We start from the raw sequence: 13907 nt of genomic DNA on the forward strand, positions 1-13907 counted from the left end.
TGTTGAAGGTTCATAATTTACTTTTTCCTCCTTCCAGCTGATTGTTTGAAATTTATGTTTTACCATCGAACATCGGTCATTTGACCAGCACAGGCCCTTGCTGATCCTCACACCTAATCAATTGCTTGATTCTACATTATCATGACCAAAATAGGACAGTATACATAGTTTGTTTAGAATAAAATCGACGTATAAATTAGTAATCTGTTTTTTAATCTACTGGTAATGAAGTAATTTTAGTGTCTTGATTTATTGCCAAATTGAATTATTTCAACAAAATTCATAATCCTCATTAGAAATTTATGGTAAAGTGTTTTTCTGCCAGTTTTGCATCAACAATTTGTGAGGTCGGCAGGACTGTTATTACCGCTTTTTTCATAATTTTTTTATACTCTTGTGATACTCAGGAGAGGAAGGATTCCGATCATATTGTTTATGTCGACAATATTCGTGAGCAGGCAAACAGAATGCTTGATAAAGGTGAAACCACGAAGGCACTCGCCTTTTTTGATTCAGCCTATCAGGAGATTGAAAATCCCGGCACTGGCGACGAAATCAGGAAATTTACATTTAAAGGACAAAATTATTATCCTAAAATAAAAGATTTTAAGAGTGCAATTACGCATATAGACAGCATCTTTTTACTGCTGTCTACTGAGGAATTAAAAAAAGAATATATCCGGGATTACTCAACTTCGTTTTTTCAGAAGGGAGATCTGCTGTTTGACTTGAAACGGTTTAATGAGTCATATCAATACTATTACCGCGGAAAACTGATTGCGCAAACGATACTTGATCCTTGCGCTGTAAGTGAATATACGTATCGCCTTGGTATGGTTAGCTATAAACAATCCAAGTTCAGTGAAGCAATAAATAATTTTAAACAGTGTTTTGAACATTCCGCTTATTGCATCAAAGACTTTCGGAATTTTGCTTTAAGACAAGAGTTACTCGCTAATATCTCATTAAGTTACGGCAGATCAGGCATGGTGGACAGTTCCTTAAGTTACAGTTATAAGGCGCTCGCTTTCATCGCGGAAGGGAGTAAAGATTATCCGGACCGTAAAGATTACATTGATATGGCACGGGCAGTTGTTTTTGGAAATCAGTCGGAGCAATATTATAAAAGAGGAGACACGCTTACTGCGATAGCGTTGTTACAAAAAAGCATCGCAACAAATACGCGTAAAGGTTTTGATCTTTCTGACGCCCAGATGGCTATGGCTAAGCTTGGAGAATTGTATGTTGAAACCGGCCGTTTAGATGAAGCTTGTGAGCTCAAAGAAGAATTAAAGGCATCGCTTGATACGAGTTATAATTTGTTTGTCGATATCGGATTTAACAAATTGAACTGGAAATATAGTGATAAACTTGAAGAGCCTAACGAGGCGTATCTATACCTTCAAAAGTATATCAAATTAAAAGATTCGCTGGATAAAATAAATAAAAAACTTGTCAGTGCAGACGTTGACAGGGAGTTTCAGAATATTGAGCAGCAGTATAATTATACGCTACTGAGCAAAGCAAACGATCTGAAAAAAGGATACTTATATATTTTGGCGCTGTTTGGTGTCATGGCTTTTGCTATTCTTTTGCTCATTTGGTATAACTGGCGAAATACGAAATCGAACGTCGCAGCTTTAACCAAATTGAATAAGCAAATCATTTTTCAGAATACGCAGCTTGGGCAAACACTGGACGATCTGAAACAAAGTAATAGTGACAAAGACAGAATTCTGAAAGTGGTTGCACATGATCTCCGAAATCCACTAGGGGCAATCGTTTCCATTTCATCGTTGCTTTTGGATGAAAATAATTTTACCGAAGAGCAAAAGGAATTGGGAAAAATGCTGAAAACGCTGGGTCTGCAATCGGTTGAAATGATCAGCGATCTATTGGCGGCAAACCTGAGTTACCGTGCGGAAGAAATGAAGATGGAGCCCATCGAAGTATCACTTTTGTTGCAGGAATGTCTTGAACAGCTGAAATTTAAAGCCGATGAAAAAGATCAGAAGCTGGAACTGGAAATTTGGGAAGATGTAAAAATCGTCGGTGATCGCGAAAAATTGTCACGTGTGTTGAGCAATCTTGTCGTCAACGCGATAAAGTTCAGTGCTCCGAAAGCTACGGTGAAAGTTAAAATGGAATTGAAGAACAGTAAACTCGAAGTTGCTGTTCAGGATCATGGGATTGGTATTCCGGATAGTTTAAAGGATAAAATCTTCGATCCCTTTACGGAAGCGAAACGCTCAGGAACATTAGGAGAACAACCCTTTGGCCTGGGATTGTCCATTTCCAAACAAATTATTGAAGCACACGGAGGAAAAATCTGGTTTGAAAGCAAGGAAAATCAGGGGACTACTTTTTACGTTGAACTTCCTGTAAAATTAAAAACACTGGAAATTGAAGAAAAACCGGCTTTGACGGCTTGAATTAACTTTCAGCAAAAAATAACCCCCGGACGAAAAATTCATCCGGGGGTTATTTTTTACTTTCGTAACGATCTTACGCGTGAATCTCTTCTTCTTTTTTGGAAGCACTCAACTTTAAGACTTCTGTAGTCCAGGCGCGTGTTTTGGCAGCAAGTTTTGCGTCTTTTGCAAGAGAAGTTCCGAAGGAAGGGATCAGTTTTTTAAGCTGCTGTTTCCATTCAGCACTTTGGGTTTCCTTTGCATAACAACGGTGAATCAAATCAAGCATGATAGAAACCGACGTTGAAGCTCCGGGAGATGCACCAAGCAAAGCTGCAAGAGAACCATCTGAGGCGGTTACCATCTCAGTACCAAATTCCAAAACACCACCTTCTTTTTTATCTTTTTTAATTACCTGAACACGCTGGCCGGCTTTTTCCAGATCCCAGTCTTCCAGGCGCGCTTCCGGCATGTAATCTTTTAATGCAGCCAGACGATCCTCAGGAGATTGTCTAACCTGATCGATCAGGTATTTTGTCAACGGGATATTGTGTATACCGGCAGCAAGCATTGGTTTAATATTATTCAACTTAATCGAACGCGGCAGATCCAGGTAAGAACCGTTTTTCAGGAATTTGGTTGAAAAACCTGCATAAGGTCCAAATAATAGCGCTTTTTTACCGTCAATTACGCGTGTGTCCAAGTGAGGAACGGACATTGGAGGAGAACCCACAGCCGCTTTTCCATACACTTTTGCCTGATGGCGTTCTACAATTTCCGGTTTATTGCAAACCAGCCATTGCCCGCTTACAGGGAAACCACCGAATCCTTTGCCTTCAGGAATTCCGGATTTTTCCAAAAGAGGAAGCGAACCGCCCCCAGCTCCGATGAAGACAAACGGTGTCCGAACTTTCTGCGACTTCCGTGTTCCAAGGTTTTTAATTGCAATCGTCCATGAACCGTCCGATTCGTGCTTGAAATCTTCTACTTCGTGATTCAGGTAAAGATTAACACCTTCCTGTTTTTCAAGATAATCGAAAATTGTTCTGGTTAAAGCACCAAAGTTTACGTCTGTTCCAAGTTCCATACGCGTTGCTGCAACCGCTTCGTTTGGATCTCTTCCATCCATGATCAACGGAACCCAGCTTTCAATTTCTGCATTATCTTCGGAATATTTCATTCCTTCAAATAAGTGGTGAGCAGTTAGCGCTTCGTAACGTTTTTTCAGGTAATCGACATTCTCATTTCCCCAAACAAAGCTCATATGAGGAATGTGGCGAATAAATTCTTCCGGAGACTCAATTATTTTATTTTCTACAAGATACGCCCAGAACTCTTTTGATACTTCGAAAGATTCGGCGATTTTGATAGCTTTGGTTATTTCGACAGAACCGTCGGCTTTTTGCGGCGTATAATTCAGCTCACAAAATGCGGAATGTCCTGTTCCTGCGTTGTTCCAAGCATCGGAACTTTCAGCAGTTACACGGTCCAGTCTCTCAAAAATAGAGATTGTAAAAGCAGGATTTAACTTTTTAAGTAAAATGCCCAACGTTGCACTCATGATACCGGCCCCAATCAGTACGACATCAGGAGTAATCGATTTTATAGATTTTATGGTACTCATTGTGTAAGAAAGAATTATAGTTCATTAGGCCAGTCAGCCCGGAAAAATCCAAAATCTCTTTAATGAACAATATTGCTTGTATTATTTGTTTCCAAAATAAGCTAATTGAAAAAATAAATTGACCTTTTTTCGAAAAGTTCTTTTTTTAGATCAATTAAAACATCGTAGGATTCTATTAATTTCCGCACAAAAGTAGATTTTAAAAAGTTTAGCTACAAATAAAAAAATGTTGCCAGTATTCATCTGACAACATTTTATGTAACCAATCTATTTATGTCACTGATTTTATCTAAATACTTTACTTACTTTTTCACTATTTTAAAAATTTGTCCGTTTATTTTTACCAGATATAAACCTGCCGGATATTGAGTCATTTCAAGGGAGTAAAAGTGAGATTTCAGAGACTCAGAATGCATTTTTGTACCAATAGAATTAAAAATTTCAACTGAGTTTATTTCTATTTCTGATTGAATCGATAATAGGTCTGAAACTGGGTTCGGGTATACTTTCAAAGTTGTCTCAGAGCCGGTTTTGACGCCGATAATACGGCTGTATTCAAATGTCTGGTCCTTATCAACCTGTTTCAAACGATAATAATATAACCCGGCTTGTAATGTATTATCCTGGAACGTATACTGCTTTTCTGTTTGGGAATCTCCGGCAGCCAGGACTTTTCCGATAGGCTCAAAATTTATTGCATTACTGCTTCTTTCGATAATAAAATGAGATGCATCAGTTTCGGACGATGTGGCCCATTCCAGTGAAATCGATTGATTAATTGAATATCCGGAGAAACGGGTTAGCGTAACCGGCAGCGGGTTGCTATTGACGCTGACGAAAAATCCGCCGGCTGCATTCATATCAAAACTTATTTCCCAGCTGTTAAGTATTGAATTCCACGAAACATCGGACGGGGTTATCTCCGTGCGGTTCCCGTTGTAACTTCCTAGTGACCCATCCGATGACGATCCCTGAAATTGAATAATACGTAAATTGCTTTTTCCGCTCTGATCTGTTGGTGTTTTTGGTAAATCAGTCGTGCTGACAAGGTTGAATGCATCAAATTCCGATTGCAAAACATATATGCTGAATTTTGAATTCAAATTCGTCTTGTCGGTTTTTATATCAAAATGGCGCTGTAAATATTTATTGTTAAGATAAGTTCCGGGAGCTGCATCGATCATTACTTTTGTAGTCAGTGTGCCGTTTATCAGACCCGAATTTGACTGCGGGTCAATCGTTGCGATAATGCGGCAGTCGCTCGCTAACAATTTATTTTTTGCGTCGTAAATTACCTGCTGTACCAAATCATTGTTGTTAGCAATGGCGGTAGGTGTTGTGTTTGTAGGAATTCGCAAAGCAGGAGAAAAAACTGTATTATTCAGATTGTCTGTAACCTTAAGTTTAAAATCCCCGGAGGTAGAAGTCCATTGCTGGGTACCTGACAAATTATTGTGGCAGTCATTTGAGGATAACCAATTGTAATTAAGCCAGCCGTTAGGGGCGTTAAGGGTCACATCAGCTGTTTCTGAGCGAAATACAGAAACGTTTGGGGGAGGAGTAGCCGAGTAAGGTGTGGATTGAGTAAAAAAGTCGGTGTTCAGCTTTTCTTGCCACCAATCAGCCAGGCTTATAAGTCCGGGGCCTGAGAAGTGGACTTCATCCCTTCTGTAATTAATGTCATAAAAAGGATCTGTTTCAGGACCGGCAAAAACTCCGGGCAATTTATATGCTGGGTCTGCACCATTACTACCAATTCCTATTACGTCGTTTTGTGCGTCAATAACAGGTTGCCAGGTACGTGTACTTCCGCCAACATTAAAACGGGATACTCTGGCAACAACCCATGCAAGATTGCTTTTTCCGGACAGATCCCGGGATCCCTGAATCACGTCACGGATATCTTTTAAATAATCAGCCCGGGTCCGTTCTGCCAGATTATCAGTTTCTCCCTGATGCCACAAAATTGCCCTGACGCCCAGCTGAGCCACATAATTGTTTAAGGTTACACGCATGTGACCGAAAGGCAGGCCGGTAGGAAATGTGTAGCTGAATTCACTGGTCGTAACACCATTCGGATTGATTGTTTCCTGCCAGTTTCTGATTCCTGTGCTTGACCATCCCGCGTTAAAAATCATTACCGGAACCTGTAATTTCTCAACCATCTTATCACCAAAAGCGCCCCAGCACCAGGCGTAATTTCCAAAAGGAGCAGTTTTTGTGTCTGCATCCAGATGAACAAATTCCGGACAGGGAAGTTTGATGTCGGAATAAGGAGCAATCCCGGAGTAGCCGTTTGCATTGAAGTTCTGGAAATTTACACTGTTGACCCGGTCGTCAGTAGAGCCTGGCCCGTTTGGGTTGTCATCGCCACCGGTTGCATTGGATTGACCAGCTACAACAAAAACTTCTCCAACGCCAACGTGTTCTACTGAATTTGAGCCAACCGAATTGTTATCCAGAATCGCCCGAACTTCAAGCTTATACCATCCGCCGGTTACAGGCATCGTTCCGTAGAAATTACCGCCGACAGGATTACTTTGAATAATTGCCCAGCTTCCGTCAGAGGGAGCCTGAACACCTTGTCCCGCGACACGGGGAATGAAACGTGCTTCGATTCGATCGACACAACCTGAAAAATACCCTGCAACGGTTAATACCGCCTGATTTGAATTATTTCTTTGGAAAACCGCTCGGTCGGATGGAAACGTAACCGATATTTGACCTAAACTAATTTTTGTAATCGAAAGAAGGATTACAAGGACCTGTAAAAATTTAAATTTCATAAAATAATTGAGCGACGATTTACATGGCATAAGGTTCCTGTCGAGCGAACCTTTGACGATTGAGTAATTGGTGATAAATTAATTTGCAGAATTTGTTGAGTCATCGGGGAATCGGAGAAATCTGACAGCCCTTTTCCAGAACTGTTGCTTTACCATATCCTCCGATATTTTTTGATAATGCGCGGAGCTCGGATGCTGACCCAGGGCAGATAACCAGGTTTTTGCTTGCTGTCAGAGATTTTGATAGCTGAGCATATCCTGTTTGATTTAATTTGGCAGAACCTTGCGGGACTATGATTCTATTGTCGCTGCTACTGATAAGATTCATTACATTGGTTAATGAATTTTCACCAAATATTACCTTTGCGCTTTTTGATTCAATTCTTAGGGTTCCGATTGTGGCAGATCCATTATTCACGAAAGTCGCGTTTTTTCCAATCAGGATCAATTCAGACGCTCCCCAGTCCATTTTACTTTCAGATGTTTCATTAATAATGTAACTATTACTATCATTTAATTTTACGTTGCCCATATACGTAATTGATCCATTATTACTGAGCGTTACATTATTTAGGGTCATCGAGGGTAAAAGTGCAGTACTTGTTCTGGTAATCAGGATTTTACCTCCATCAATTGCCAGGTTATTGATCCTTGAATTTCCATCAATAATCAGTGTGCCCCCTTCCAATGTCAGATAGGTAATTGTGGAATTTCCTGTAATACATTTTCTTTCGCCTTTTTTGATGACAGAATAATCTTTCGCAGGATCGCAGGAAGAGAGGGAGTTATTTTGAGATTGACCAGGTGAAGAAATGAAAAGCTGAATAAGAAATGTCACGATGAAGCCTCTGATGGATAAATTTTGCATTTGATTGAGGAGGAATTAGATACTTGTTATAGATTAGTGTGTGTAGTTTCAATAGGAATTTTGTACCGTATAGATTTGTGCCGGTAAAGCTATCAATAAAAATCGTGATCTTCGTTAGAATAATATCGACAATTGTATAGAAGTGTATCGACATTGATCGTGGGAAGGCTTTGTATTCAGTATGCTGGTAGTCATGACAACTACCAGCGATGATTACTATTTGCTCAATATTTTCGAGCTTATGGAGGAGGGTTAATTTCTTATGAGGACGAAGATAATTCGAGTCTATTTATCTGACTTCAAAATTAGACGCATATTTATCTGTAAGCAATCACCCATTTTGGGGGATTTTAGATTTTACTTATTTTAAATCCATGAAAATGAAGTTGCTCTGCTTAATTTTGTTGTGACAAAATCCAAAGTATGATTCCTGAGAAACTGATACATTATTTCCTTACGCCCGCAATGCGTAACCAGCTGCATCCGGAATATGATCAGGTACGTACCATTGTCAGTGGAACCATCGTAGCGACAGCTCTTCTGCTTATTCTTCCGATACCATTGTTCTTTTTTCCTCCTCCTCTGATTGGTTATTACGCGCTGGCATTTTTAGGAATTTGTACTTTACTGAGCTTAAAGTTTTACGGAATCTATTGGCCTCCACTGATTTTAGCACTTCTGACAAGCTATTTTGTAATCGTAACTGATACATTGGAAACTGGCGCTATTGATTCACCCGCTGTCACGACGCTGTATCTGTTATTGCTGACTGGCTTTTGGTTTAATAGAAAAATTGGTCTTGTGATGATCGGTTTGAACATTATTGCGATAACCATCATATTTTATTCTGTACCTGAAGCAAGCGGACAGAGCCTTTATGCTGTGGTTTCACACATTGTACTTACAATATTTTTCGGGGCTTTTTTCTGGTTTGTGCAGGAACAGCATGATGCTGCCCGGTTGCAGATCAGAGAACAGCAGCATATAAGGATCAACTTATTAAACCGGGCAGTTAAAGACCGTACTCAGCAGTTGTCGACCATGCGTCAAAACCTGGCAAGCGATTTTCATGATGAAACGGGAAATATGTTATCAGCGATTACCCGGCAGGCTGCCATGCTCAAATTAAAGTTGAAAGATAATCCCTCAGTTATACCGGTTGTGGATAACATTATCTCGAATAGTGACCAATTGTATGCTTCCAGCAGAGATTTCCTTTGGAGTGTAAATAATAACAGCGATGATCCGCGGGAGCTTTTTGCTTATCTTACTTCTTTTGGGCAAGTTTTTTATAATCAGTTTGATATAGCATTCTCTGTTAATTCCGCTATCAATTCAGGAAACGAGTCTGCACAGTTAGAGGCCTTTGCTGCACGGCATATTATTTTTATTTTCAAGGAAGCAATGACCAACGTTGCAAAACATGCGAGGGCGGCAGAAGTAGTCCTCGAGATGTCCGTTTATCAAAAACACATCAGCATTGCGCTGCAGGATGACGGCAGCTGGAAAGAGCCGGATAAGGAATCGCAGCATAACGGATTGCTGAATATGCAGGAGCGGAGCAAGGACAATGGATTTAAGCTTAATATTTACGGCAGTCCGAAAGGAACAAGATTGCAGCTGGATGCTCCGGTACATTTTACAGTTGTTGAATAACAAATTCGGAGATGAAAAAGAGAATAATAATTATTGAAGACAATTCTTCGATTCGCGAGGGGTTCAGCGCAGTGCTTGATACTGTTGAAAGTTATGAAGTTGTTAATTTGTACGGAAACTGTGAGGATGCGTTAACCAGTATCGAAAAAGATAATCCAGATATTGTCTTGATGGATATCGAGCTGCCAGGGATGGATGGTATCGCGGGCACAGCAAGAATTAAAAAACAGCTTCCAAACTGTATTGTGCTGATTATCACAGTTCTTGAAGATAGCGAAAAGGTTTTTAGATCTTTATGTGCCGGAGCAGGAGGTTATATCGTGAAAAATTCGAACATATCTGAAATTGTACAGAATATAGATGAAGCACTGGCCGGCGGTGCACCGATGAGCTTATCAATCGCTAAAATGGTCGTTCAGTCTTTTCGGCAACAGCAGGATTCTCCTCTGACAGAAAGAGAAACGGAGGTATTACAAAGCATAGCGGAAGGTAAAAGCTATTCCAAAATAGCGCTGGATCTTTTTGTAAGCAAAGAAACGATCAGAACACATATCAAGAATATCTACCGGAAACTTGAAGTATCCAGTAAAGCGGACGCCATAAAAATTGCGAATTCTAATAAATGGGTGACGGGAAGACCTTTATAAGTCGACGTCAAGCTATTTAGCAAACATCGACTCATAAAAATAATCTGAAAGTCATTTAAGCTAGAATAGTCTGACGTTCTTCCAGATATTCCACCAGGCTTTTTACCGTTACAATTTTCGAGTAATCATCATCCGGAATAGCAATATTAAACTCCTGTTCGAGTTGCATCATCAGATCAACCGTATCAAGGCTGTCAAATCCAAGATCCTTAATGAAATTAGCGTTATCTGTAACTGCGCTGCTATCAACGCCAAAATTGTTAAGTATTTTAATAATACGTTCTCTCATTATCCTTGGGCTAATATGTAAAATTTACAATTTCATGGACTACTGATTTTCGTAATAAACGAAATTAATATAGGATTAGTACCAGTAAATAGTGCAAATCGTTCCAATTAAACAGAGATTTTTTCAAGTATCTGATAGATAGATATTTATGTAATATTAAAATATTTTACTGATTAAAATTGAGTTTATAATAAATTGGATTAATGATGTTTTATAAAATTTTCTGATTTAAAAGTTTCTATCAGATAAATATGACTAAGTGATGATTTTTTAAATTTTAAAGATGGGGCTGAGAATAATTTAGCGCGATACGTTGTATGAAGGGAAACTTATCTAATATAGAAATCTTGTATGACGCAACTAAAGTTGATAAAACAAAGTAAAGAATAGTGACTGCCGGTACTTATTCGAAATATTACTTGTACAGATATTTAACTTGTTGTAATTTTATCGACAATTGATTAAAAGTTTGCGGATGCTATGCGTCTGTTGTTTAATAATTTAGACAGAATAATGATTATTAGTCATTTGGATAAATGAAAATATCGTAACTCAAAACAAATTACACATTATGCACAAAAAATTTACTTTTCAGGTAAAAAGGTCAATTGCTGTCGCAGCACTCGTCCTGTTAAATTTCATTTCCCCAGTTACTGATAGTTTCGCTCAGGTTAAATGGAGCGGAGTATATGGGAATGAGTGGCTCGCTGGGAAATATGGGCCGAACTGGATTAAAATCAGCGTTAGTCAAAAGGGAATTCATAAAGTAACTCTTCCAAGCAATTTCCAGAACAAGCCGGGGCAGTTACACCTTTATCATAGAGGCGTTGAAGTGGCTCTTACCAGTGCTACCAATACTGAAATACAATTTTATGGAGTTCCTAATGATGGTGCTTCTGATGCGCTATTTTACAGAGACAAGAATCATAATGTAGATCCTAGTCAGCGAACTAATGATAAGTATAGCATGTTTTCTGATGTTAGTGCCTATTTTCTAACCTATTTTTCTTCGACGGACGTGGAAAGGGCAGTTTTACTTAATGATCCAATTACTGCAATTGAGTCAGAAAAATATCATTTGCAAACAGAGTTGAAGCTTTTTACCGACGAGTATTCATACAGTATAGATAAAAATTTCTTCACCCAATCTTTGCAACAAAGTTATTTGGAGAATGCAAAGGGAATGACAAGTACCACTTATGGTAGGCACGCGACATTAACTAACCCGTTGTTATTAAGTGATCCAACACTTCTTTTTCCTGTAAAGAATTTATATGCAAGTACGGAAGCTAATGCAGAGGTTGAAGTGTTGCTGTATAGCAGAACACCAACATCCAATGACGTAAGTATTCAGGCTGGGAAGGATGCAGGTAGTTTAAGATCTTTGGGATCGTCAATGACCTTTGCTGGCTTCGCCAGTATCAAGAGGCAGTATACATTAAATGTTTCAGATCAACCAGCAAATTCAGATGTACCAGTAAATGGTAATCTTAATGTTAAACTTGTTACAAATAAAGTTACATCGGATTATAATACGGTTGGCATATATTCAATGACATATGTCCAGGTAAAGTACCCTCAACAAATTAATATGAGTGGTCAAACTTCTGCTTTGTTAAATTTACCAGCGAAATCATCAGGGATTACGATGAGTAAGGTGACTGTTACAAACGCGCCAGCGTCTGCAAAGGTTTTTGATGTAACCAATCCCGACAAGCCTATTGAACTGACAGCCTCTTACGCTGGCTCTGATTTAAACGTGATGATTCGCAGACAAGCAAATCAACCGGTTACACTGTTGGTAAGTTCGGCTGCAGCGACTGATGCTACTTCTTCGATAGCTACTCCCGTAATGGTCGATTATGATCCACAAGGATATAATTATCTTATAGTGACAACAAATAACTTAAAAGCAGCCGCAGAGGAATATAAAACTTATAGGGCTTCGGCAGCAGGCGGTTCTTATAGCCCATTGGTTATTGACATTGCTGACGTATACAATCAGTTTAATTACGGAGAACCTAGTCCCGTAGCGATTCGTCGTTTTGTTGATTTTATGATTTCTAAAGGTATTAGGAGCACACATAACTTACTTCTTGTCGGACACTCAATTACAGAAGGTGATCAGACTCAAACAAATAAAGAACTTCCTAATCAGGTACCTAGTATAGGTTTCCCTGGGTCGGATGTATTACTAGTTGAAGGTCTGGGCGGGGTAGCAAAAGATGTGCCAGCAATTCCTGTTGGTAGGATTACAGCTACTACTGTCGAGCAGGTTAGAAATTACCTTGAGAAAGTCAATTCTTATGAGCATAGTACCGAAAATCTTACTTATCGAAAGAGGTCGATGCATATCAACGGTGGTGTTAACAATGGTGAAAGTGACCGTTTCGGGGCTTATTACACAAATACGTTGAATACAAAAGTTACTGCTGCTCCGTTCTCAGGAAATGTTATCACTCAAAAAAAGCCTAACAACCTTCTGGGGAGCCCTGAACCGCTGGATATAACACAAGATGTCAATTCAGGTCTGGGCTTTATGAGCTATTTTGGCCACGGTAATCCCCATTATACAGATTATAATTTAGGCTATATATCAGATAGTAGGAAAGGATACACAGCTAACGACAAATATCCGGTCATGTATTTCAATGGTTGCGGAGTCGGAAATATTTTTAAAGGTAGTACGACAAGTTATCCATCAGGATATACGGGCAGTGATAAAAATCTTGCGAAAGAAATTATGCCGATGACAGCAGATTGGATGCTTTCGAAGAGGGCAGGAGCTATTGCAATTATTGGAAATAGTTTTTACGCTTTTGAGTCTTCTTCCAGAGATTATTTATTTGCCTTATACGATCAAATATTTCCGAAAAGTGAGAATGAAAGACCAAATATTGGTAAGATTCATCAAAGTACAGCTAGTTACATTATTACTGTCAAATCAAACAATGCACCGGATGATTACACTCTGGCAAACACGCATCAATCACTGCTACAGGGAGATCCGGCTCTACGAATTTTATCAACATCGGCAACACCATTCCCGGTCGAGCTTTTTGGATTTAAAGGGAAATATGCATCAGAAAAAGTTAGATTGGATTGGAACACAGCGTGGGAGATTAACAACCGTAAGTTCATTATCGAGCGTAGTTATAACGCTAAAAACTTTGAAGAGATTGGTAGTGTAGAAGGAAAGGGAGACTCAAATCAAGAAAACGCGTATAAATTCTTTGATGCTAGTCCGTCTAAAGGAACAAACTACTATCGCCTAAAACAGGTAGATTTTATGACTACTGGTAGTGATGTAGAAAAAGCAACATATTCCAATATCATCTCAGTTAACGTGTCCAAAGAAGGGGCAATATCAGTATATCCTAATCCAACAAATGATTTGGTGAATGTTGAAATGGATATTCCTGCATCCCTTCAATCTTGGGAGCTGATCGATGTTAACGGACGTACTTTATCACGAGGAACTTCTTCAAATGAAATATCATTGAAAAACCTTCCGCAAGGTGAATACATTTTGAAAATGAATACCAGCAATGGTGACGTATACAGCAAAAAGCTGCTAAAAAATTAGAAAATACATACTATTCTTAATAATTATGTCTAGAAAGCAC

At 39.1% G+C, this 13907-nt stretch carries 8 protein-coding genes; 4 read left to right on the forward strand and 4 right to left on the reverse strand.

Annotated features, from left to right (window positions below; translation table 11 throughout):
• Positions 1-302 precede the first annotated feature (302 nt).
• Positions 303-2432, forward strand: a complete 2130-nt coding sequence (locus BMY70_RS05180; protein ID WP_090332953.1) for a sensor histidine kinase — start codon at positions 303-305, stop codon at positions 2430-2432.
• 73 nt (positions 2433-2505) lie between these two features.
• Here the strand turns inward: BMY70_RS05180 and BMY70_RS05185 are convergent, their stop codons facing one another.
• From BMY70_RS05185 to BMY70_RS05195, 3 genes are all read right to left on the reverse strand, one after another.
• On the reverse strand, positions 2506-4035 hold the full coding sequence (locus tag BMY70_RS05185) for a malate:quinone oxidoreductase (RefSeq protein ID WP_090332956.1): 1530 nt from the start codon (positions 4033-4035) through the stop codon (positions 2506-2508).
• A 302-nt stretch (positions 4036-4337) separates the two neighbouring features.
• Positions 4338-6821, reverse strand: coding sequence for a T9SS type A sorting domain-containing protein (locus BMY70_RS05190; RefSeq protein ID WP_177196961.1), 2484 nt, complete (start codon positions 6819-6821; stop codon positions 4338-4340).
• 100 nt (positions 6822-6921) lie between these two features.
• A complete protein-coding gene (locus BMY70_RS05195; protein ID WP_090332961.1) occupies positions 6922-7689 on the reverse strand; it encodes a hypothetical protein in 768 nt (255 codons plus the stop codon).
• Between the two features lie 423 nt (positions 7690-8112).
• Here BMY70_RS05195 and BMY70_RS05200 point away from each other — a divergent pair, with 423 nt between their 5' ends.
• Complete coding sequence (locus tag BMY70_RS05200) at positions 8113-9345, forward strand: sensor histidine kinase (protein WP_090332964.1); 1233 nt, start codon at positions 8113-8115, stop codon at positions 9343-9345.
• Positions 9346-9356: 11 nt separating this feature from the next.
• Entirely contained in the window at positions 9357-9992 is a 636-nt protein-coding gene (locus BMY70_RS05205) for a response regulator transcription factor (protein WP_090332967.1), read from the forward strand.
• 55 nt (positions 9993-10047) lie between these two features.
• Here BMY70_RS05205 and acpP read toward each other — a convergent pair whose 3' ends face one another.
• On the reverse strand, positions 10048-10281 hold the full coding sequence (gene acpP, locus BMY70_RS05210) for an acyl carrier protein (RefSeq protein WP_090332969.1): 234 nt from the start codon (positions 10279-10281) through the stop codon (positions 10048-10050).
• A gap of 571 nt (positions 10282-10852) precedes the next feature.
• Here acpP and porU2 point away from each other — a divergent pair.
• Positions 10853-13867 carry a putative type IX secretion system sortase PorU2 gene (gene porU2 / locus BMY70_RS05215; protein WP_090332971.1) on the forward strand — a complete coding sequence of 1005 codons (3015 nt, stop codon included), beginning with the start codon at positions 10853-10855 and terminating at the stop codon, positions 13865-13867.
• The last annotated feature ends 40 nt before the right edge of the window (positions 13868-13907 follow it).

Source organism: Dyadobacter koreensis (assembly GCF_900108855.1).
GTDB lineage: Bacteria > Bacteroidota > Bacteroidia > Cytophagales > Spirosomataceae > Dyadobacter > Dyadobacter koreensis.